We start from the raw sequence: 22,797 nt of genomic DNA on the forward strand, positions 1-22,797 counted from the left end.
ATTGTGGATTTTATATATGCATTTCTTGTAGGTGGAGCTATTTGTTTAATTGGGCAACTATTGTTAGATTTCGTAAAGTTAACACCAGCTCATTTAATGGCAACTTTTGTAGTCATCGGAGCAATTTTAGATGGATTTGGATTATACGATAAACTAATAAAGTTTGCAGGTGCTGGAGCGACAGTCCCTATTACAAGTTTTGGACATTCACTATTGCACGGAGCAATGCATGCAGCAGAAAAACATGGATATTTAGGAATTGGTATTGGCATGTTTAGTTTAACGTCTGCGGGTATTTCCGCAGCGATATTGTTTTCATTTTTTATAGCACTTATATGTAAACCGAAAGGATAAATCAAATGAGACGAAGGGTTGTTTTGGTCACAGATGGAGATGAATATGCAAAGCGGACAATTGAGCTTTTAACGAAGGAATTTGGGGGAAGGTGTATTTCAGCATCACAAAGTAATCCAACCAAATTGACAGGGAAAAAAGTTGTTGAGCTTATTATGCAAACGCCATATGACCCTGTATTTGTCATGTTTGATGACAGTGGATTTATTGGAGAAGGATCTGGTGAAAAGGCTTTAAAATATGTGGCTACCCATAAACAAATTGATGTGCTCGGTATTTTAGCAGTAGCGTCTAATACGCATCATTGGGAATGGGCACGTGTAGATGTAAGTGTAGATCGGAACGGGAATTTAACCGAATACGGTGTTGATAAATTTGGACTTCCAGATGGTGAAATTGGCAGGATTAGCGGAGATACAATATATTGTTTAGACGATTTAAATGTTCCTGTCATTGTTGGAGTTGGTGATATTGGTAAAATGTGCGGAAATGATGAATGGGAGAGAGGGTCACCTATTACAAAGAAAGCAATTCAATTAATTTTAGAAAGGAGTGGATTTTATGACGAAGCCTAAAAAAGTGGATATCCCTATATCAACTTTCATAAGTGACAATGAAAATTATTTAAAACAGACAGTTGGACTAGGCGTTACATACGATGTTGGCATTCGTAAATTTCAAATTTTGAATAAAGAAATTGGTGTGTTATTTGTAAACGGACTTTGTGATACAAATTATATTATCCATATTTTAGAAGAAGCAGTGGATACAAATGAGATAAGGGATGTAGAAGAAGATACAGTTAAGCTTTTAGAGAATCGCTTAATCCATCAACAAGTAAGCAAAGTGAAAACGATGGATGAGGTAATGCTCCAAGTATTATCAGGACTCATTGTGATATTTGTAGAAGGTGAAACGGAAGCGTTCGCGATCGATGTTCGTAGTTATCCAGGGCGAACACCGACAGAACCAGATACCGAAAAGGTAGTACGTGGTGCGAGGGATGGGTTTGTTGAAAATATCGTTGTAAATACAGCATTAATTCGTAGAAGAATTCGAGATCCACGCCTTCGAAATGAAATGGTTCGAGTAGGAGATAGATCGCAAACGGATATTTGTATTACATACGTACAAGATGTTGCAAATGCGGATTTAGTAAAGATTATAAAACAAGAATTAAATAACATTGATGTAGATGGAATTACGATGGCGGATAAAACAGTGGAAGAATTTGTTGTAAAGCAAAGCTATAACCCATTCCCGCTTATTCGATATACAGAAAGACCAGATGTAGCAGCAAATCACCTACTAGAAGGGCATGTGTTAGTACTCGTCGACACATCACCAAGTGCTATGATTACACCGACAACATATTTTCATCATTTACAGCATGCGGAAGAGTTTAGACAAAATCCAGCTGTCGGTACATTTTTACGCTGGGTGCGCTTTTTAGGTGTTATATTTTCGTTATTTTTATTACCATTTTGGTTAGTGTTTGTATTTGATCCAACTCTTTTGCCAGCAAATCTGGCTTTTATTGGACCGACTAAGATGACGCATTTACCAATTTTATTACAAGTGTTAATGGCAGAGGTCGGACTTGAGTTTTTAAGGATGGCAGCCATTCATACTCCAACGCCGTTATCGTCTGCAGCAGGGTTGATTTCCGCTATATTAATTGGTCAAATTGCAATTGATGTAGGTTTGTTTGTGCCAGAAGTAATTTTGTATGTAGCAGTTTCGATGGTTGGTGCATATGCAACACCGAGTTATGAATTAGGATTAGGGAATAAGGTTGGGAAATTGTTTGTTATTATTTTAACAGGTCTCTTCCATGAGATGGGATTTGTAATTGGTATGACGATATTAATTTTATTTTTAACGTCTATAAAAAGTTTACAAACACCTTATTTATGGCCGTTTTTACCATTTGATTGGGGCGCGTTAACAAAAATTTTACTCCGTCCAACAATGTCTAGTTTAAAAGTACGACCAAGTATTGTAAGACCTCAAAATGTAAAAAGACAAAAATAAACGGGATTATACACCCGTTTATTTTTTTTAGCAAAAATTTATTATTTTTTAACAAAAATCAAACATTTTTTGTGTACACTTAGAGTAGATATTGTGTATGGAAGGGGAAGAGGACATGATTAAATTATTTGTAAGTGATTTAGATGACACGCTCGTTTACGATGTGAATCATATGCAAAAAGAAGATGAACGTGCGCTGTGTTGGTTAGCTGAGAAAGGGACAAATATTTGTTTTGCCTCTGGCCGCTTTACACACAGAATTGATGAAGTTGTAAAAAGGTTTTCATTCCCATATTACACAACTGGCTTAAATGGAGCGACAATGTTACTTCCGGATGGGAATTTATTTCATGAATCGAGTTTTGAAAATACGGTTGCTCAGGAAATATATCGGTATATACATAAAAAAGGACTAGCGGATATTGTTTGTGCAAATGAGCAGCGATATACAAAAAGGAAGAATGAACATCACCATAATTTTGAAGCATATATGGGCGTGCATATCGCTGAAATTGAAGCGTTAGAAGAAGAGTTTGGTAAGACTGTACACCCTGCAAAATTGTTTGTTTTTGGAGAAGAAGAGAAAATTGTGACGTTAGATCAAGAGCTACGAGATACGTTTCAAGGCGAAGCGGAAGTTTTTATATCAGGTAAACGCTATGTTGATATTATGCCAAGAGGCGTGAGTAAGGGGAGTGCTCTAAAGCGACTAATGGATCATTTGCAAATTGAAGCAAATGAAGTTGCTTGTATTGGAGATTCTTTCAATGATATTTCTATGTTTGAAGTAACCCCACATTCATTTACTCTTCATCATGCCCATCCATATGTAAAGGAGAAAGCAAATCACATAGTGCGTTCGGTTGAAGAGGCTGTTATGAAATTACCGTTACTTGTATAAAAAAGAAGCCCGTCATTGGCGGGCTTCTTTTTTACTTGAATAAAGATTTAACAAAATCAATGATACTTGAGAAGAAATCTTTCACTTTATCTAGAAAACTTTGCCCTTCTTCAGATCCTAAAAAGGCAGAAACATGTTCTTTTGCTTTGTTTAATTGACTACCAACTTGATTCCAATCGATATTAAGATTCTTCATTTTATCAAATAACGATACTAAGTTATCTAACTGTTCATCTGTTAATGTAATGCCGAGTTGGTCAGCAATTTTTTTAATTAATGAACGTAAATCTTCTGTTGTTTTTGGCTGTTCTTTTGCAATTTCTTCTTTAATTTTTGCAACAAGTTGAACTGCTTTTTCTTCACCAATTTTATCACCAAGCTGGGCTGTTTGTACCATTTCTTCATTCGCTACTTTTTTAACTTCTTCAGGAATTTGTTTATTGGACGCAGTTTCGTATGCTTTCATTAATCCAGTTAAAGCTGCAGTTCCTGAAACTTTAAAAGGTGCAGTAATTTGAATTTCTGCATCTTTTACACCTGCTGTAATCAAAGCGTTAGTGTACATTGCATCTGTTACCCAGTTAATGTTCTTTGATCGTACAATAAGACCAGATCCTGGTTTTGTGTATGTAATCATAGAAGAAGAAATTGCTCTCGTACCAATTTGTGCTTTTGGAACAATGCCTTCTAGAAATTTATGTTCTTCCGCATTAGATACAGTGATAATTGTAGCATCTTTTGGTGCTTTCATTTCTTTTAACAGATCTTGTTTTTGTTGTTCGGATAAGTTCTCTCCTAATGTAACAATTGATTCTCCCTCGATGATGTCTGCAAATGAAGCTGTTGGCATCATAAATACCGTTACAGCTAATAGCAGAGCTAATAATTTCGTTTTCACGAAAAATCGCTCCCTTTCTCTTTCTAAAATTTTCGGGCAACAAAGTTATTATAGTATATATTTCTTATTTGTCACCTAGCTTTTTCCACATTTCAAAAAAGAAGTATCTAGATTGTCGGATTCTTTTTGTTTCTAGTCATGAATGTGGTAATATAGTGCTGAGATAATTGAAAGGAGACATATACGCATGAAAACTTTAGGATACATATTAATGGAAAACGGTGAAAAAATCGACTTGGAATTTTTCCCAGAAGAAGCACCGAAAACAGTAGAAAACTTTAAAAAATTAGCAGAGCAAGGATTTTATGATGGTGTGACATTCCACCGTGTTATTCCTGGCTTCGTAAGCCAAGGTGGAGACCCAACAGGTACAGGTGCAGGTGGCCCAGGTTACTCTATTCCATGTGAAACTGATGGAAACCCTCATAGACACCTTGTAGGATCACTTTCTATGGCTCACGCTGGCCGTAACACAGGCGGTAGCCAATTCTTTATCGTTCATGAGCCACAACCGCATTTAGATGGTGTTCATACTGTATTTGGTAAAGCAACAAGCGGTATTGAAACAGTATTAAAAATGCGTCAAGGCGATGTAATGAAAGAAGTTAAAGTTTGGGAAGAATAAGGTAAGGAAAAAGAGAGCTTTTGCTCTCTTTTTTATTTTTAATGAGATTGAGTACTTCTTCTACAGCTCATCATACAAGTAGTATTGTTGCTAAAATATATTGCTTGTGAGAACAAACCTTTAACCAATTACATAGAATACATTACATTATATGTTTCAATAAATATTTTTTGTTATATTAATTTTGCTAGAATTGTGCTGCTTTAGGGTAACTATAAATGAAGTGCTGTTGAATGATATGTTTCTTTCCATTCCATATAAAATTTTCTTTTTTTAACTCTATTTATTAAAGGAATAGTGCTGAAACATAGATTTGACTTTCTTCTTTTCGCTTTGTATGATTATCAAGTTGTTTTAGACTCTTCTCACTCTGTTGAAAATATTGTAAAATGAATGTGATATGAAAAGAGTGATTGAGGGGATTACTAGTTTGTAACTTTTGTAAGAAGGGATAAGGGTTATGTTAATTCGTTTTAAAAAAAGTTATGAAAAAATTGCAATGGGGCTTCTTTCGTTTATGCCAACTGAAAAAGATGTGAAAACATTACAATTGACAATGAAAGAATATGAAGCAAAAGATGATTGGCAATTGTATTTGTGGAAAGAAAATGAAGATTTTGTTGGAATAATGGGGATTGTAAAAAAAGAGAATCAAGTATTAGAAATTCAGCATTTGAGTGTGAACCCGTCTCACCGTCATGTGGGGATTGGGACGAAGATGGTTCAAGAGTTAAAGAGTAAATTTCTTGAGTTTACAATTTGCGGAAATGAGCAAACGGCAAGTTTTTGCGAAAAATGTAAAGGGCTAGAACAAAATATACATTCGTGAAAGCAGAGATAAGTAGTTTATTATCTCTGCTTTCTTTTTTGTAATTGTTCGTTTCGTTCAGTAATGACCTCTGTGCGATCACGCAAAGTGTGCTTGTTTATAATATATTCACCTGGGATAGCATTCAAGTCTTTCCAAGAGAGGTTTTGTTTTTGACATAACTCTATGCACTGCTTCTCTAACGATGAATCTGATAAGGGTAAAAATAAAGGTACAAAACGTTCTTTTTTATGGATAGATTGCAATCTTTCATTGAGCAAGGAAAGAAGTTGTACTTGATTAATTCCTAAACGTTGTAAAGGCACACCGCTTTTTTCTAAAATTGTGATTGCGCTTTTCATCATTTTTGTGGAACCATTCCAATTAGCACGTCTTTGGTGGTATAAAGAAACTGCGATTTGAATGAGACCAACTAAGTAATGATCACGATTACCTCTTGGTTTTGTTTTCCAATACTCTTCTAGTATTTCGTGGCATTCAAAATAGTCATAATCTCCATGGAAATGAATTAAAAATTGTATGTATTCGGTAGGATACATGTTTTCTCGCTCCTATCTAACGGTTATACATATAAGTGTATCATAGAAATATGAACAATAAACGACTAGGAGGTTTCCCCCTAGCCGTTATTGTTCATATTAGCAGAAGCAAGCTGCTCCTACAATAATTAGTAAAATAAACAGTACAACAAGTAATGCGAACCCACCGCTAAAACCACAATCAACGTGACCCATAGTTTTTTGACCTCCTACATTGTTCTTACTACACTGTTATCATATGAAGTGGTGGGCATGATGACATAGGCATCGGTCTATTTTTAATTAAATTTCTTAAAAAGGTTGGATAGAACATGAGTATGCTCTATACTTATGTTGTTATAGAAAAAATGTGGTGGGATGCTTTGTGCAATATAATTTTAAAGTAGAGGCTTTTGAAGGGCCGTTAGATCTATTGTTACATTTAATACATCGTTATGAAATTGATATATATAATATTCCTGTAGCAGATATTACAGAGCAATATTTATCTTATGTGCATACGATGAAAGAACTTCAATTAGATGTTGCAAGTGAGTATTTAGTAATGGCTGCAACGTTATTACAAATTAAAAGTAAGATGTTGTTGCCGAAACATGAAGAAGATGTACTTGATAACGGTGATGATTTTATAGATGATCCTCGTCAAGAATTGATGGAGAGGTTAATTGAATATAAGAAATATAAGCAAGTTGCTACTGAGTTAAAAGAAAGAGAACAAGAAAGAGCACAGCTATATACACGTCCACCAATTGACTTTACATCGTTGCAACAAGAAGAGGAGACAAGCTTACCTCTTGATGTTACGTTATATGATATGCTAGCAGCATTTCAAAAATTAATGCGCCGTAAAAAGGCAAAAAAACCTGTAACAACACGTATTACTCGTCAAGAAATACCAATTGAACAGCGAATGACTGATATTTTAAAGCAGTTAAAAATAAAGGGTGGTCGCCAAAGTTTTTACGATTTGTTTGTTGATGATGAACGTGAAATAATGGTTGTAACATTTTTAGCAGTTCTGGAACTTATGAAAAATCAACAAATCATAATTGAGCAAGAACATAATTTTGATGAAATTTTCGTATCAAGCTCTAATAAATCTGCATAGAGCAAGTATGTGAAAATGGGATAGAAACATTTTATCTCATGCTATGTTTTAATGTATCGTTTGGAACAAGAGAAAAAATATTGAACCGAACGCATTAATTGTGATTCGGTTTTTTGATGTGTATTTTTATGGGAAAATAGAAGGAAGGAGCTCGTGGAATGGATAGGAAAGAACAAAAGTCAATTATTGAAGGCCTTTTATTTGTTTCTGGTGATGAAGGGATTTATCCAGAACAAATAGCAAAAGTTCTTGAAATTGAAATGAATGAAGTAATTAATATTTTAGAAGAAATGCAACAAGAATGTGAAGGTGCAAACCGTGGTTTGCAAATTGTACAGTATGCAAAAGTATATCGTTTTGCTACAAAGAAAGAACATGCTTCATATTATCAAAAATTAATAGATACACCAACAGCTGCTTCACTCTCACAAGCTGCCCTCGAAACTTTAGCGATTGTTGCATATCGCCAACCAATCACAAGGACTGAAATGGAAGAGATTAGAGGAGTTAAAACCGATAAGGCGTTACAAACGTTGGTTTCACATTTACTTATAAAAGAAATGGGAAGAGCAGAAGGACCAGGGCGTCCTATTTTATACGGAACAACAAAAGAATTTTTGGACACATTTGGATTGAAAACATTAGATGATTTACCACTGCTTTCTGAAGAGAATGAACAAATGAATGAAGCAGATTTATTCTTCGGTTCCTTACAAGAGATATCGAAATAAAAGCTTAGCATTTTGCTAAGCTTTTTTTGTATATCAATTATTTACAGTGCCATACTAAATGAAAAAAGGAGACGAGTTATGAGAGGTATGCGGATTATTTTATTATTAGTTTCTGTTTTATTATGTTTTTCTTTAAATAGCGCATCAGCTAAAAGGTATATGATGTCCATTCATACTACGTCTCCTTTACATATGCATCGGCAACATCTTAGTAAAATGAAAGTGAGCTTTTTAAAAGTGGGGCAAGGTGACGCAACACTTATTATAATGCCAAATGGACAAACAATGTTAATTGATGGAGGACCTTATGAAGCAGGAGAGGTTATTATTCAGAAATTAATTGAGAAAGGGATTAATCATTTAGATGTAATTGTCAGTACGCATCCCGATATGGATCATATAGGAGGGTTAATTCCAATTGTAGAGCAAATGCCGGTATCGCTTATATTAGATAGCGGAAAAACATATAGTTCTCTTACTTATCATACGTATCGGAATAATATTAAAAAAAGAGGGATACCTTTCGTTTCAGTAAAGGAAGGACAATATATACCGCTGGATCCACATGTTTCTATACAAGTATTAAACAACGGGAAATCAAAAGATGAAAATAATGAATCCTCAATTGTTTTAAAGGTGCGATATGGAAAAGCGGATTTTTTATTAATGGGTGACGCGGATGTACGGACAGAACATGAAATATTAAAACAATTTGATGTCCATGCAGATGTGTTAAAAGTGGGGCATCACGGCTCATATACTTCAACAAGTGAAACGTTTATAAAAAAAGTGGAACCGCAGTTTGCTATTTTGTCGTACGGGAGTAGTAATCCGTATGGACATCCTCACCAAAGTGTAGTGAAACGCTTAAAAAGGCACGGTATAATGGTATATAGAACGAATAAACGTACAGTAGAAATGGAAACAGATGGTGAACATATTATGTTAGGATCTAGCGGGTTAATGCCATTATTGAAGTGATTTCTATATTAGGGGGCGATACTGTCCCTTTTTGGAAAAATGAATAATATATATTATAATTATAAGAGACGTAAGAAATTTCCTTTTCTGTTGAATAAAAAGGAAATTTTATTAGAATGTATAGACAACTACTCGTGCGTATATTAAGATGGAACTAGGCGAATAAGGTAATAATAACAAGTAGGTAATTCATGGGAAAGGATCGATGAAAATGAAAACGCAAATTGTCATCAATGCCAAAATTTACACAGGTCAAGAAATAGTGGAAAACGGATTTATTCGTTACGCAGAAACCATTAAAGAAATTGGTTTGATGGCTCAATATGTACCACAAGAAAATGAAACTGTTTTTGATGCTACAGGGAAGATTGTAATTCCAGGTATGATCGATGTTCATATTCATGGTGGATACGATATTGATGCGATGGATGCAAATAGCGATGGGTTAGTAACTCTAGGTAAAGAAATGTTAAAAGAAGGGGTTACAACTTACTTCCCAACAACAATGACACAAGCTCCAGAGGCAATTGAAGCAGCGTTAACTGCTGCAAAAGAAGCAAAAGAAAAAGGAGCGCATTTTGAATATATTCACTTAGAAGGACCTTATGTTTCAAAGAAACGTGCAGGTGCACAACCACTTGAACATATCGTTCCTGCAAATATTGAGCAATTTAAACAATGGCAAGAAGCAAGTGGGAATTTAATTAAATTAGTAACATATGCACCAGAAGAAGAGGGAGCATTAGAGTTTGAACAATATCTTGCTGAAACTGGTGTAGTTGGCACAATGGGGCATACAGATGCAATTGATGCGCAACTAAAAAATAGAAAGATTACACATGCGACACATTTATACAATCAAATGCGTGGATTACATCACCGTGAACCAGGAGTTGTTGGTCATGTGTTATTAAATCCAGATGTAATGGTTGAAGTAATTACAGATGGCATTCATATTCACCCTGATATGGTGAAATTAGCATATAAGTTAAAAGGACCAAAAAAAGTAAGTGTTATTACTGACGCAATGCGTGCAAAAGGTCTTGAAGATGGATTATATGAGCTTGGCGGACAGCCAGTACATGTAAAAGATGGTAGTGCTCGATTAGAAGATGGAACGTTAGCTGGTAGTATTTTAAAAATGGATCAAGCTTTCCGAAATGTAATTGAATTTACAGGTTGTTCAATCGAAGATGCAGTACTGATGACATCAGTTAACCAAGCAGAAGAGTTTGGATTAAATAATAAAGGTGCATTAGCGGTAGGAAAAGATGCAGACTTTGTTGTGATGAATGAAGATTTACATGTATATGATACGGTTCGTTTAGGAATTCATATGAAGGAAGGGAAGTAATTAAATGAATATTCTTGTTGTAAAAACTCCAGAAGAACTAGCAGAAGCAGGTTATAAATTAATTGAAGAAGTTGTAAAAACAAAAGAAAATCCAACATTAGGAATGGCTACAGGAAGCTCTCCATTAGGTATTTATGCAGAAATGCGAAAAAATAAACTTGATACAAGCCGTGTAACCACTGTAAACTTAGATGAGTACGTAAATTTACCACATGAAGATAAAAACAGCTATCACTATTTCATGCAAGAACAGTTGTTTGATCATCTTCCATTTAAACAAACTTATGTACCAAACGGGATGGCAAGTGATTTAGAGGAAGAGTGCAAACGTTACGAGGGCATTCTAGCTGCTAACCCAGTTGACCTACAGATTCTTGGAATCGGTGAAAACGGTCACATCGGATTTAATGAGCCAGGAACACCGTTTAATTCTCCAACAAACATTGTTGAATTAACAGAATCTACACGCCAAGCAAACCTTCGCTTCTTCGAGAAAGAAGAAGATGTGCCAACTCATGCGATTACAATGGGAATTGGAAGCATTATGAAAGCGAAACAAATTCTACTAGTTGCTATGGGTTCTAAAAAGGCAGAAGCTGTTAAAGAATTATTGCAAGGTGAATATAGTGAAGAGTGTCCGGCTACAGTTTTACAACGTCATCCGAATGTAACCGTAATCGCTGATCAAGAAGCTCTATCTTTATGCAGTGAGGCGATTGCTGATGAACATCGACAAGTATTCACCATTTCCGATCTATTATCAGATTCAAGAGTGGGTGAAACAGCTAATTGAGGACGGCGAATGGAAGCCGGGAGATAAAATCCCATCTGAGAATGAACTTTGTGATAAGTTCGAAGTAAGTCGAATGACAATCAGACAGGCGATTAATAATTTAGTGGAACAAGGCTATTTATATCGGAAGCGTGGAATTGGAACATTTGTCCAACTTCCGAAAGTGGAACAAAAATTGCAAGGAATGACGGGATTCACAGAAGACATGATTTCTCGTGGGATGAACCCAAGTAGTCAATTACTTAGTTTCCGCCTAGTTCCAGCTACTGCTAAAATAGCAGACCGGTTGAGAATACAGGAGGGGGAATCGGTTTATGAAGTGAGGCGTATTCGCTTAGCTGATGATGAACCGATTGCTTTTGAGACGACATATTTGTCGCCAGCTCTTGTAAAAGATATTAACGAAGAGATATTGCAACAATCTTTATATGAACATTTAGAGAAAAAACTGGGCTTTAAACTTGTTAGCGCTACTCAATCAATTGAAGCTTCCGTTGCTACGGAAAATGAAGCTGAACATCTGCATATTCCTAAAAAGGCGCCTGTACTTGTAATGCGTCAATGGTCATATTCAGAAGGTGAGGTACCGCTAGAGTACGTGAAATGTATTTATCGTGGAGATCGTTATAAATTTATTACGAATATCGCACGAAACAAATAGTATATTTCAGTTTGTGAAGTACAGTGGAATTGAAAATGGTTAACATGTAAAGAAATAAAAATACGACTCATCCTTATAAGGAATGAGTCGTATTTTTATTATGAGCAATTACGTGGTTAACAGCATCTTTGACGTGATTTACTACATAGTGAGCGTGATTTTTTACTGCATCATCTGCTTGTGACATAGCAAAACTGTGAGGAGTTAAAGAAAACATAGGAATGTCATTGTAAGAATCCCCTATACAAGCAATTTCCTCAGGTTTTATTTGAAACTCATTTAATAAAACAGAAATGGCAGAGCCTTTACTAACATTCGGTGGCATTACATCTAAACATTGTTCTGCTGAGATGAAAGTACTAACTTTCCCGTGGAACTTTTCATCAATTTTTTTCTGAAGGAGTTGTAAGCTCTCCTTTGTTCCACCGACAGAAATTTTATTTGGGAAAATTGTATCATCAATCTTCTGTAGTAAGTTTGGTTCTTCAACAGAAGTCATAGTTACTTGTTGTTCAAGTTCTTGAATAAAAGGTGTTTTCTCTTCAATGTAATAATTATGCTCATCACTTACATAACGGAAATAAGGATCTTCATTCGTTATAGCTAACAAATCGGGAAGTATGCTGGAATCAAAAGTTGCAGATAATAGTTGTTTATTTTCATGTGTATATACAAAAACACCATTTACACTAATACGATGAAAATTTGTATTTACAGCTTTCATTAAGTCTGCAATTTCATTATCAAGTCTTCCGGAAGCGAAGCAAAGAATAACATTTTGTTCGGCAAGGCTGCGTAGTGCCGCAACATCTTGTTCATCAATAAGACCTCCGTGTTGCATCATTGTACCATCGATATCACTTACAAACATTTTAATCATGCTGTTATCTCCTTTCTATGTACAGTTGCTCTTACATTATACGCATCATATATAAACATGTCTAAAAAATGAACTTTTATTAAATGGCAGATGTTTTACATTGACGACAAAGAAGAATATTCTGTAACATAAAAGTAGGCTATTTAAGTACGAGGGTGGTGTTATATGAGTAATTATCTAGAAATTAAAAAAGTTTTAAATAATAATGTCATCATTGCTAGCCATCCGGAACACGAGGAAGTAGTAGTGATTGGTAAAGGAATTGGATTTGGGAAAAAAGCGAAAGATGTATTGGAGCAAGAACAAATCGAAAAAATGTTTGTCTTAAAAAATGAACGTGATCGTGAACAATACAAATTATTAGTGCCGCATATTAGTGAAAAATTAATTGAATTGATGAACGATATTATGCTGTACATTCAAGGAAAAGCGAAATCTCCACTAAATGAACATATTCATATTGCGTTAACGGATCATATTTCATTTGCGATTAAAAGGTTAAAACAAGGACTTACAATTGATAACCCTTTTTTAGTTGAAACAAAAATGCTCTATCCAGAGGAATATGAAATTGCGGAAGGTGTTGTACAACTTTTAAATTCTCGTTTGCAAATTACATTGCCAGAAGGAGAAATTGGTTTTATTGCACTTCACATTTACAGTTCGCTTACAAATTCTGATTTATCTTCAGTTAATCAAAACTCCCGTCTCATTGCACAACTTGTATCTTTAATTGAGACAAATTTACAAATTACATTAGACCAAGAGAGCATTCATTATTTACGCCTTATTCGTCATCTTCAATATGCTATTGAGAGGGTGAAAAAAGGAGAAAAAGTAGAAGAATCGCAAAGTTTTGCTGATTTATTAAAGGCGGAGTATCCAGTTTGCTATAACTTGGCTTGGAAGCTAGTTAAGGTCATGCAAAATGAGTTGCAACTACCTGTATATGAAGCTGAAAGTATTTATTTAACAATGCACTTGCAACGCTTAGTGAAGGCAGAGCATGTGTAAAAAGTCATATATTTTTGTCTAAAATGAAAACGTTAAAAAAAATGATTGAATCGCTTACAATAGTTATGTATAATAACTATTGCAAAGTTATACAAATTTCGACAAACACATTAAGGTGAGTAACGAAAACGTTTGCCTTAATTATAGTGAACTTATACGTAAACCTATTTTTGACACGTGTTACTGATTCGATCAGGCATGAGTGGAGAAAAGTAAGGAATGTAAGCTAGAGAAAGGGATATACTACCCTTTGTATAGCTATCGTTCTATCTTTTTTTCCTCATGTCTTTTTGGCGTTTGTCGGAAGGTATCAATATAGATAAGAGAGGAAGGGTTTCCATGTTTAAGAAGATCTTTGGTGTTCTTCAAAAAGTCGGAAAAGCGTTAATGCTTCCAGTAGCGATTTTACCGGCGGCAGGTATTTTACTTGGATTTGGTAATGCATTTCAAAATCCACAGTTAACAAATATTATTCCTGCTTTAAAAGCAGATTGGTTCGTAATGGTTGCAAAAATTATGGAACAATCTGGTGATATTATTTTCGCTAACCTTGCATTATTATTCGCAGTTGGGGTAGCAATTGGTTTAGCTGGTGGAGACGGAGTAGCTGGTTTAGCAGCATTCGTCGGCTACTTAATTATGAACAAAACGATGAGTGTGTTCTTAGAAGTAGATAAGCTAGTGAAAGTAACAAGTTCTGGAGCAGACCCAGTAAAAATTGGATTTGCAGATCCAGCGTATGCAAACGTATTAGGTATTCCAACGCTACAAACAGGGGTATTTGGTGGTATTATCGTCGGTATAGTAGCGGCATATTGCTATAATAAATACTTCAACATTGAATTACCATCATACTTAGGTTTCTTTGCAGGTAAGCGTTTCGTACCGATCGCAACTGCAACATTCTCTTTAATAGTAGGTATTATCATGTGCTTCGTTTGGCCATACATTCAAGGTGGCTTAAACACGTTCTCACATCAAATGATTGATGCAAATAGAACAATTGCAGCATTTATATTCGGTTTAATTGAACGTTCATTAATTCCATTTGGATTACATCACATTTTCTATTCACCGTTCTGGTTCGAATTCGGTCAGTATACGAATGCAGCTGGCGAATTAATCCGTGGTGACCAAAAAATCTTTATGGCACAGTTAAAAGACGGTGTAGAATTAACAGCAGGTACATTTACAACTGGTAAGTATCCGTTCATGATGTTCGGTCTTCCAGCAGCAGCTTTAGCAATGTACCATGAAGCACGTCCAGAAAATAAAAAATTAGCAGCAGGTATTTTAGGTTCTGCAGCATTAACATCTTTCTTAACAGGTATTACAGAGCCACTTGAATTTTCATTCTTATTCGTAGCGCCAGTATTATTCGGAATTCACGCTGTATTTGCTGGTCTATCATTTATGACAATGCAAATTTTAGGTGTTAAAATTGGTATGACATTCTCTGGTGGTTTAATTGACTTCCTATTATTCGGTGTACTACCAGGCCGTACAGCATGGTGGTGGGTAATTATTGTTGGTCTTGTACTAGCAGTTATTTACTACTTCGGATTCCGCTTTGCAATTCGCAAATGGAATCTAAAAACACCTGGTCGTGAAGTGGCAAATGCAAATGACGGCGCAGGAAAAGCAGAAGCAGGCGAACTTCCTCGTGAAGTATTAGTAGCACTTGGTGGTAAAGAAAACATTGCTTCTTTAGATGCTTGTATTACTCGTTTACGTGTTCAAGTTAACGAACAAAAGAATGTAAACAAAGACCGCTTAAAAGAACTTGGAGCAGCTGGTGTACTTGAAGTTGGAAATAACATTCAAGCAATTTTCGGGCCAAAATCTGACACATTAAAATCACAAATTCATGATATTATGTCAGGTCGTACACCTCATGTTGAAAAAGAAGAACCTGTAAAAGTGGAAGAAACTCCTCAAAAAGTTGATGAAAATGAAACAATTGTATCACCAATCGAAGGAAAAATCTTACCAATTACAGAAGTACCTGACCAAGTATTCTCAGGAAAAATGATGGGAGACGGATTTGCAATTGAGCCAACTGAAGGAACAGTAGTTTCTCCAGTTAACGGTGAGATTGTCAATGTATTCCCTACAAAACATGCGATTGGTATTCAATCTGAAGGCGGAAAAGAAATTTTAATCCACTTCGGTATTGATACTGTAAAATTAAATGGTGAAGGTTTTGAAGCGCTTGTAGCACAAGGCGACAAGGTGAAACAAGGCCAACCATTATTAAAAGTAGATCTTGCATTTGTAAAAGAAAATGCACCATCTATCATTACACCAATTGTCTTTACAAACTTACAACAAGGGCAACAAGTCGAATTGAAAAAAGATGGAAATGTTAAGAAGGGCGAAACCGCTATTATTGACATTCAGTAGGAATTTGACGCAAAATGTTTATAATTATAATAGGCGATGTGGTTGACCGAACATCGCCTATTATATACAATAGATGATGTAGTACTCACGTCTATACAACTAAAAAATACTGTAATTTAAAGGAGATAAATTATCATGGAAAAAATCTTTAAAGTAACTAGCGACTCAGGAATTCATGCTCGTCCAGCAACTCTACTTGTAAACACTGCAAGCAAATTCGGTTCTGACATTAACTTAGAGTATAACGGAAAGAACGTTAACTTAAAATCAATCATGGGCGTTATGTCTTTAGGCATTCAACAAAACGCAGAAATTAAAATCACTGCAAATGGTGATGATGCAGCTCAAGCACTAGCAGCTATCGAAGAAACTATGAAAAACGAAGGATTAGGAGAATAATGACTCTTAACATTCAAGGGATCGCTGCATCAAGTGGGATTGCTATTGCAAAGGCTTTCAGACTTGAAAATCCTGAATTTAACATCGAAAAGAAATCAATTACAAACGAAGCTGCAGAAATTGCACGCTTAGACGCTGCGCTTGAAAAAGCAAAAACTGAATTAGAAGCTATTAAGGACCACGCATTTGCTGAGCTAGGTGCTGACAAAGCTGCGATCTTTGAAGCACATTTATTAGTATTAAATGATCCAGAACTAGTAAACCCAGTAAAAGATAAAGTAAATAGCGAAAAAGTAAACGCTGAATTTGCAATGGATGAAGTTGCATCAATGTTTATTTCTATGTTTGAAAACATGGATAACGAATATATGAAAGAACGTGCTGCTGACATTCGTGACGTAACAAAACGCGTTCTTGCACATTTACTAGGAATTAACTTCTCAAATCCTGGTACAATTTCTGAAGAGGTAATCATCATTGCTGAAGATTTAACACCATCTGATACAGCTCAGTTAAACCGTAAGTATGCAAAAGGTTTCACTACTGATATCGGTGGACGTACATCTCACTCTGCAATTATGGCTCGTTCTATGGAAATTCCAGCTGTTGTTGGTACGAAAGTTGTTATGGAGAAAATCCAAAACGGCGATATCGTTATCATTGACGGTTTAGATGGAGAAGTAATTGTAAACCCATCAGAAGAAACTCTTCGTTCGTTTGAAGAAAAGAAAGCGAAATTTGAAGAGCAAAAAGCTGAATGGGCAAAATTAAAAGACCAAGCTACTGTAACAAGTGACGGACATCACGTTGAGCTTGTTGCAAATATCGGAACACCAAATGATGTACAAGGTATTATCGATAATGGCGGAGAAGGCGTTGGCTTATACCGTACAGAATTCTTATACATGGGCCGTGACAATCTTCCAACAGAAGAAGAGCAGTTCGAAGCGTATAAAGCAGTTCTTGAAGGTGTAAAAGAAGGTCAACCAGTCGTTGTTCGTACACTTGACATCGGTGGAGATAAAGAGCTTCCATACTTACATTTACCAAAAGAAATGAATCCATTCTTAGGATACCGTGCAATTCGCTTATGTCTTGATGAACAAGATGTGTTCCGTACACAACTTCGTGCATTACTTCGTGCTAGCGTATACGGTAACTTAAAAATTATGTTCCCAATGATTGCAACTCTTGATGAGTTCCGTCAAGCGAAAGCGATTTTATTAGAAGAGAAATCGAAACTTGTAGAAGCGGGTACAACTGTTTCTGATTCTATTGAAGTTGGTATGATGGTTGAAATCCCAGCTTCAGCAGTATTAGCAGACCAATTCGCGAAAGAAGTTGACTTCTTCTCTATCGGAACAAATGATTTAATCCAATACACAATGGCTGCAGACCGTATGAACGAACAAGTATCTTACTTATACCAACCATACAACCCATCTATTTTACGTCTTGTAAAAATGGTTATCGATGCTGCTCATAAAGAAGGCAAATGGGCTGGTATGTGTGGTGAGATGGCGGGCGATTCACTTGCTATCCCATTATTATTAGGATTAGGTTTAGATGAGTTCAGTATGAGTGCAACATCTATTCTTCCTGCAAGAACACAGCTAAGCAAGTTGTCAAAAGCAGAAATGGAAACATTAGCAGAAAAAGCATTAATGATGTCAACTGCTGAAGAAGTTGTTGAACTAGTTAAAAGCATATAATTAATAAAAAAACCTGAGCCGATTTGAAATCGGTCTCAGGTTTTTTCTATGAGAAAAGTAAATCTTATTTGCTTACTATTGAGGATAAGAGACAGAATTAGATAGCGATTGCAACGATATCAGTTGGGCATACGCGTAAAATACCAGTAAAAGTATTTCGATTTTGATTGTTCTTATCGTCTTTATTGTTATCTTTGTTATCTTTGCCATTACGAGCTAAAGCAGAGAAAAGAGCAACACCGTTACAGAAACCTTCAAAAATTACATTGTTGAAAGTACCATTACCTCTAATGCTTAAAAGAGAAAGCTCTGTTCCAACTGAAATGCTAGCAAGTACGTTACATACAGCTGGTTGTTGTGGTCTAACTACTTCTCTCTCTTTCTCACGATGGTCGCGATGGTCACACTCTCTTTCACGATGATGACAGTCTCTAAAGTTATCACAGCATCCAAATGATCCAAACATAATCCTCATCACCCCCTTCACACTTATAATCTATGTAAGTTCGGTAGTTAGTGACTGGACAGAGAGTGGAATTTTTTCTAGGGGATTTTCTCATTTTAAATGACTAGCTGGGTGTTTAGTATGGAATGATGTTTAAAATAGGGGAGATATAACAAAAAATGTAAAAACCACCGAAATAAATGAAATGGGTAGCCTTTACACTTTTTTACTTTTATATAAAACGATGATATATACGGGAAGAGCTAGGAGTAATGGTACAATGGATCGTGCAGTGTGTTTTTCTGATTCTAATTGGAATGCTTCTTCTTTTGGAAATTGTAAAATGGAGATGTTTGCGGCATCACCAATAAAATATAGAAGCAGTACAGTTACTATGTAACATAAAAGTGCGATAAAGCTTCCGTATGAACTCAATGAAAATCCCTCTCTTGTTATCTATTTGTTATCATTGTATCACAATTGTAACAAAAATACACGGGTATATTTCAATGCCTTAACAAAATTCGACACGAAACGTCACGTTTATTTATGATAAGGGAATAGAATATACTTTTCCATAAGTATAAATGTCGAATGATTTGTAGTAATATTACAAAAGTATGACAGGGAATAAAAAAACGAAGGCAATGTAGTTGCCTTCGTTTTTTATTATTTTGCCCATTCGCTCACTTGCTCTACGCTCATGCGAGGTGCAGGGTGGCCTTTTAAAGTTGATTCACCAATTGTAATAAGCATAATTGGAACGTAACGAGATGAAACGTTAAATTCGTCTGTCAGTGCTTGTGGGTTGAAGCCACCAATAGCACAAGTATCCCAACCAGTTGCTTTAGCTGCAAGCATAAGTTGCATTGCTGCTAAAGATGCATTTGAAAAGGCAGCATCTCTTGGGAATTGTTCACGAGCATATGCAGATTCAATATTTTTAGCTAAGCGTTCTTTTGCTTCTTCTTTCATAAATCCTTGTTCTACAATTGGACCATATACTGGCTCAACATTTTTATAAGCTTCTAAATCACCTAAAATAGCGACTACTGCAGAAGCATCAAGAATTTGTTGTTGGTTATAAGCTATTGGGTGTAATCGTTTTTGTACATCTTCACCTTGAAAAACAAGGAATTTCCAGTGTTGTAAGTTCCAAGCGGAAGGTGCTTGTGCTGCGGCTTTTAAAATCTCATGTAATTCTGTAGATGAGATTTCTTTATTTGGGTTAAATGCACGTGTAGATGTGCGTTCATATAGAACATCAAAAAAGTTGTCGTTTGTCATTGTATATCCTCCAAATTGTATATCGAATTATTTTCAAAAAAATAATATACACTACTTACATTTTGTAAGTTATCGAATTTAAGAATATAATATCTTTATTTTAATTGTCAAGTTTTAAAAATTAGCTAGGGCATTCATACAAACGATACAATTCCTACAATCATACACTAAAAAAGGAATTTATAGAGTGAAAAGCGAAGATAACATTCTCAATTAGCTTGTTAATATGTATCTCTCACAAATTAAAGTTTATTGAAGACCAGTCTTTTAAAAAAGTTTGTGAGGAATTCAGTAGAACAAGATATATGAAGTGAGTGAAGACTAGTGATGAACATACTACATTTTTTATTAGAGAATACGGTTTTCCAAAATGTGTTACAAGATCTGCAGTTAAATGTCCTTTATATAGAAAATGGATGTAAGCATCAACAAACGGTAGAAAATATCCATCCAAAATGTATGTTTATAGCAAATAGTTTTGAAGAGGGCGAACTATTATTTCAAAGAACGAAACCACACATTATCATTACGTATGTAACAGATTATTCTCAAATAAAATATATAAAGAATATGTATACTCCGCACAGTACATTCATTGTCATTTGGGATCAACAAATAACAAAAGAATTCACAGATGTACTTGCATTAGGAATACGTAATATTGTAATAGCTCCTGTAACTCCGCAAGCAGTGTTAGAGGAAGTGAATAAGAGTTTGTATCAACTTTCTTTAGTAAGGCAAGTTAGTTTGCAGCAGGAATTGCTTCAAACGATGTTTGATTTTCAAAATGATCTATTATTTATAGTAGAAGATGATGAAATAGTTGATTGTAATACAAATTTTTTAGCTTTTTTCGGATATGAAAATTTGTTTGCCTATCGTGAGCAACATTTGGTATTTGCTGAACATTTTATTAGAGAAAATGGATACTACTCGACGACGCATGATATAACATGGCTAGACGATACTTTATCTAGTGGTAGAAGAATTAAGATGTTAAATTATGAAGGGGCAGTATCTACTTTTCTATTACGTGCGACACCATTGCCAGAAGATTTATCAAGATTTATTGTAAAGTGCACGGAAATTACAGAATTAGATGAAATCTATCAAGAACAAGAAAGACTTGCTATGATAGATTCATTGACAGAGATTTATAATCGTTTAAAGTTTCAACAAATACTAGAGGTAGAATGGGAAAAGGTAATACGTAGTGATGAGAAAATAGCAATCATTTTATTTGATATAGATAATTTTAAAACAGTTAATGACACATATGGTCATGATTTTGGCGATTTAGCATTAATACAACTTGCAGAGCTTATGAAATCTAAAGTGGAGCAGCAACATGTATTTGCAAGATGGGGAGGAGAAGAATTCATTATATTAGTGACAAATACAGTAGAAAAGGAAGCATTTCAAGTTGCGGAGTCATTACGATTCTTCATTGAAACAAAGCAATTTACTGGAATTTCGAAGTTAACAGCTAGCTTTGGAGTTGCGTTATATGAACAAGGAACTACAAGAGAAGAATTAATGCAACGAGCGGACATTGCATTATATGAAGCGAAAAAAAATGGAAAGAATCAAGTATGTGTGTATAGAAAAGAAAAAATGTAATTTTTCGCAACAAATTGTTGCGATTTTTTTTTATTGTTTGATAATAGAATAGGGGGGACAATTTTAGCGAAGGAATTATGGAGGATCAATATGATAAAAAAAGTAATGGTGATGGCTTCACTGTCTGCTATAGTTGGCGGCGGAGTATACTATTTTCTTGTTAGCCCCAATATAAAGGAAAACACTGTATTAACAACTAAAGTGAATCCTACTATTGAATCGGAAGTACAAGGGAATATAGAAGAAAAAGAAGAGCAACAAATTGATTATGCTAGCATATCTCAAAAATTAGATCAATATTTAGTTGGAAAGCAATTTAATGGAACAGTTTTGGTAACAGATAAAGAGCATGTTATATTGAATAAAGGATATGGGTATGCTGATGTTCAAAATAAAATAGAAAATACGCCTCAAACAAAATATCGTATCGGTTCTATTACGAAAACAGTTGTTGCCACATCTATTTTACAGTTGCAAGAACAAGGTAAATTGAATATTCAAGATAATGTAAATAAATATATTCCTTCATTTCCGGAGAATAAAAATATTACGCTATATCATTTATTAACGCATACCTCTGGTTTACCTGAACATGCGAAAGGAAATGTGAATGCTGCTTCCCGTTTACAGTTAATTAATTGGATTGGACGTCAAAATTTAGAATTTCCTGCAGGAACAGGTTGGAGATATACAGATTATAATTATATGGTTCTTGCTTATATAATAGAACATATCTCCAAAAAACCTTTAGGAGATTACATAAAAGAAAACATATTTATAAAAGTAGATATGCATGAATCCGGTATGGGAAATATGGTACCTGGAGATAAAAATTTTGCAAAGGGTTATGTGAAAAAAGATAAAGAGCTTGTACCAGCGCAGAAGTTAGGCATGGATTGGCTATATGGTTGTGGTGAGATGTATACGACAGTTGGAGATATGAAGAAATTAGACGAAGCAATTATAAATGGAAAACTTCTTTCTGAACAAAGTATACAAGCAATGTTTTCACCTTCAGCAGAACGGAAATATGCATTTAGTTTTTATATATATCCAGATTATTTTCATAATCATGGTGTATTATCTGGTTGGAACACTTTCAATAATTTTAATAAAGAAAAAGGAACTTTTGTTATGTTATTTTCAAATGTGAAAAATAGTATGGATGATGACTTTAATAAAGAGTTCCGAAAGATGGTAAATGATTTATTAGAACAAAGGGGATGAGA

Annotated in this window: 25 protein-coding genes; 18 read left to right on the forward strand and 7 right to left on the reverse strand. The window is 35.0% G+C overall.

The window, feature by feature from the left end; translation table 11 throughout:
• Positions 1-3: 3 nt before the first annotated feature.
• The 4 genes from spoVAE (at position 4) to B9A45_RS09065 (ending at position 3,289) form a co-directional block, all read left to right on the forward strand.
• On the forward strand, positions 4-354 hold the full coding sequence (gene spoVAE, locus B9A45_RS09050; RefSeq protein ID WP_000345904.1) for a stage V sporulation protein AE: 351 nt from the start codon (positions 4-6) through the stop codon (positions 352-354).
• Between the two features lie 5 nt (positions 355-359).
• The gene (locus B9A45_RS09055) at positions 360-929 is read left to right on the forward strand and encodes a stage V sporulation protein SpoVABEA (RefSeq protein ID WP_001254415.1); all 570 of its coding nucleotides are present in this window, start codon (positions 360-362) and stop codon (positions 927-929) included.
• Positions 916-2,388 (forward strand): spore germination protein SpoVAF, encoded by a 1,473-nt coding sequence (gene spoVAF, locus B9A45_RS09060; protein WP_000165592.1) that lies wholly within the window; start codon positions 916-918, stop codon positions 2,386-2,388. The genes B9A45_RS09055 and spoVAF overlap by 14 nt, the downstream gene beginning before the upstream one ends.
• Before the next feature lie 97 nt (positions 2,389-2,485).
• Positions 2,486-3,289, forward strand: a complete 804-nt coding sequence (locus B9A45_RS09065) for a Cof-type HAD-IIB family hydrolase (RefSeq protein WP_002101284.1) — start codon at positions 2,486-2,488, stop codon at positions 3,287-3,289.
• 31 nt (positions 3,290-3,320) lie between these two features.
• Here B9A45_RS09065 and B9A45_RS09070 read toward each other — a convergent pair whose 3' ends face one another.
• Positions 3,321-4,187 (reverse strand): DUF1002 domain-containing protein, encoded by an 867-nt coding sequence (locus B9A45_RS09070; protein WP_000850515.1) that lies wholly within the window; start codon positions 4,185-4,187, stop codon positions 3,321-3,323.
• Between the two features lie 187 nt (positions 4,188-4,374).
• Here B9A45_RS09070 and B9A45_RS09075 point away from each other — a divergent pair, with 187 nt between their 5' ends.
• Positions 4,375-4,812 carry a peptidylprolyl isomerase gene (locus tag B9A45_RS09075; protein WP_000853782.1) on the forward strand — a complete coding sequence of 146 codons (438 nt, stop codon included), beginning with the start codon at positions 4,375-4,377 and terminating at the stop codon, positions 4,810-4,812.
• Positions 4,813-5,272: 460 nt separating this feature from the next.
• Positions 5,273-5,641: a GNAT family N-acetyltransferase RibT gene (ribT, locus tag B9A45_RS09080; protein WP_000908401.1), complete on the forward strand. Its 369-nt coding sequence runs from the start codon at positions 5,273-5,275 to the stop codon at positions 5,639-5,641.
• A 20-nt stretch (positions 5,642-5,661) separates the two neighbouring features.
• On the opposite strand, the gene B9A45_RS09085 is transcribed toward ribT, so the two are convergent.
• Both B9A45_RS09085 and B9A45_RS09090 read right to left on the reverse strand, forming a co-directional pair.
• Entirely contained in the window at positions 5,662-6,180 is a 519-nt protein-coding gene (locus B9A45_RS09085; RefSeq protein WP_000283597.1) for a DUF309 domain-containing protein, read from the reverse strand.
• Positions 6,181-6,279: 99 nt separating this feature from the next.
• Positions 6,280-6,375, reverse strand: coding sequence for a YjcZ family sporulation protein (locus tag B9A45_RS09090; RefSeq protein ID WP_000510194.1), 96 nt, complete (start codon positions 6,373-6,375; stop codon positions 6,280-6,282).
• A gap of 169 nt (positions 6,376-6,544) precedes the next feature.
• Here B9A45_RS09090 and scpA point away from each other — a divergent pair, with 169 nt between their 5' ends.
• From scpA to phnF, 6 genes are all read left to right on the forward strand, one after another.
• Positions 6,545-7,288 (forward strand): segregation/condensation protein A, encoded by a 744-nt coding sequence (gene scpA / locus B9A45_RS09095; RefSeq protein WP_001199753.1) that lies wholly within the window; start codon positions 6,545-6,547, stop codon positions 7,286-7,288.
• Between the two features lie 158 nt (positions 7,289-7,446).
• Entirely contained in the window at positions 7,447-8,019 is a 573-nt protein-coding gene (scpB, locus tag B9A45_RS09105; RefSeq protein WP_000375170.1) for a segregation/condensation protein ScpB, read from the forward strand.
• 78 nt (positions 8,020-8,097) lie between these two features.
• Positions 8,098-9,000: a ComEC/Rec2 family competence protein gene (locus B9A45_RS09110; protein WP_084063993.1), complete on the forward strand. Its 903-nt coding sequence runs from the start codon at positions 8,098-8,100 to the stop codon at positions 8,998-9,000.
• A 211-nt stretch (positions 9,001-9,211) separates the two neighbouring features.
• Positions 9,212-10,354, forward strand: a complete 1,143-nt coding sequence (nagA, locus tag B9A45_RS09115; protein WP_001987227.1) for an N-acetylglucosamine-6-phosphate deacetylase — start codon at positions 9,212-9,214, stop codon at positions 10,352-10,354.
• Between the two features lie 4 nt (positions 10,355-10,358).
• Complete coding sequence (gene nagB / locus B9A45_RS09120) at positions 10,359-11,147, forward strand: glucosamine-6-phosphate deaminase (RefSeq protein ID WP_058840143.1); 789 nt, start codon at positions 10,359-10,361, stop codon at positions 11,145-11,147.
• Complete coding sequence (gene phnF, locus B9A45_RS09125; RefSeq protein ID WP_021727649.1) at positions 11,077-11,808, forward strand: phosphonate metabolism transcriptional regulator PhnF; 732 nt, start codon at positions 11,077-11,079, stop codon at positions 11,806-11,808. The genes nagB and phnF overlap by 71 nt, the downstream gene beginning before the upstream one ends.
• Before the next feature lie 73 nt (positions 11,809-11,881).
• On the opposite strand, the gene B9A45_RS09130 is transcribed toward phnF, so the two are convergent.
• Positions 11,882-12,688: a Cof-type HAD-IIB family hydrolase gene (locus B9A45_RS09130; protein ID WP_084063994.1), complete on the reverse strand. Its 807-nt coding sequence runs from the start codon at positions 12,686-12,688 to the stop codon at positions 11,882-11,884.
• Positions 12,689-12,853: 165 nt separating this feature from the next.
• On the opposite strand from B9A45_RS09130, the gene glcT reads away from it, so the two are divergent.
• The 4 genes from glcT (at position 12,854) to ptsP (ending at position 18,216) form a co-directional block, all read left to right on the forward strand.
• On the forward strand, positions 12,854-13,702 hold the full coding sequence (gene glcT, locus B9A45_RS09135) for a glucose PTS transporter transcription antiterminator GlcT (protein ID WP_084063995.1): 849 nt from the start codon (positions 12,854-12,856) through the stop codon (positions 13,700-13,702).
• Positions 13,703-14,041: 339 nt separating this feature from the next.
• Positions 14,042-16,105, forward strand: a complete 2,064-nt coding sequence (gene ptsG, locus B9A45_RS09140) for a PTS glucose transporter subunit IIABC (protein WP_000473172.1) — start codon at positions 14,042-14,044, stop codon at positions 16,103-16,105.
• A 135-nt stretch (positions 16,106-16,240) separates the two neighbouring features.
• Positions 16,241-16,504 carry a phosphocarrier protein HPr gene (gene ptsH, locus B9A45_RS09145; protein WP_000411080.1) on the forward strand — a complete coding sequence of 88 codons (264 nt, stop codon included), beginning with the start codon at positions 16,241-16,243 and terminating at the stop codon, positions 16,502-16,504.
• Positions 16,504-18,216: a phosphoenolpyruvate--protein phosphotransferase gene (ptsP, locus tag B9A45_RS09150; RefSeq protein WP_084063996.1), complete on the forward strand. Its 1,713-nt coding sequence runs from the start codon at positions 16,504-16,506 to the stop codon at positions 18,214-18,216. Before ptsH ends, ptsP begins: the two co-directional genes overlap by 1 nt.
• 97 nt (positions 18,217-18,313) lie before the next feature.
• On the opposite strand, the gene B9A45_RS09155 is transcribed toward ptsP, so the two are convergent.
• The 3 genes from B9A45_RS09155 to B9A45_RS09165 form a co-directional block, all read right to left on the reverse strand.
• Positions 18,314-18,682: a DUF3915 domain-containing protein gene (locus tag B9A45_RS09155; RefSeq protein WP_000468035.1), complete on the reverse strand. Its 369-nt coding sequence runs from the start codon at positions 18,680-18,682 to the stop codon at positions 18,314-18,316.
• 195 nt (positions 18,683-18,877) lie between these two features.
• Positions 18,878-19,096 carry a hypothetical protein gene (locus tag B9A45_RS09160; RefSeq protein ID WP_000100485.1) on the reverse strand — a complete coding sequence of 73 codons (219 nt, stop codon included), beginning with the start codon at positions 19,094-19,096 and terminating at the stop codon, positions 18,878-18,880.
• Between the two features lie 234 nt (positions 19,097-19,330).
• On the reverse strand, positions 19,331-19,948 hold the full coding sequence (locus tag B9A45_RS09165) for a nitroreductase family protein (RefSeq protein ID WP_000180372.1): 618 nt from the start codon (positions 19,946-19,948) through the stop codon (positions 19,331-19,333).
• Positions 19,949-20,275: 327 nt separating this feature from the next.
• On the opposite strand from B9A45_RS09165, the gene B9A45_RS09170 reads away from it, so the two are divergent.
• The gene (locus B9A45_RS09170; RefSeq protein WP_001023189.1) at positions 20,276-21,568 is read left to right on the forward strand and encodes a GGDEF domain-containing protein; all 1,293 of its coding nucleotides are present in this window, start codon (positions 20,276-20,278) and stop codon (positions 21,566-21,568) included.
• A gap of 90 nt (positions 21,569-21,658) precedes the next feature.
• Positions 21,659-22,795, forward strand: a complete 1,137-nt coding sequence (locus B9A45_RS09175) for a serine hydrolase (RefSeq protein WP_142263047.1) — start codon at positions 21,659-21,661, stop codon at positions 22,793-22,795.
• The last annotated feature ends 2 nt before the right edge of the window (positions 22,796-22,797 follow it).

Source organism: Bacillus sp. JKS001846 (assembly GCF_900176455.1).
In the GTDB taxonomy this organism is placed as follows: Bacteria; Bacillota; Bacilli; order Bacillales; family Bacillaceae_G; genus Bacillus_A; species Bacillus_A cereus.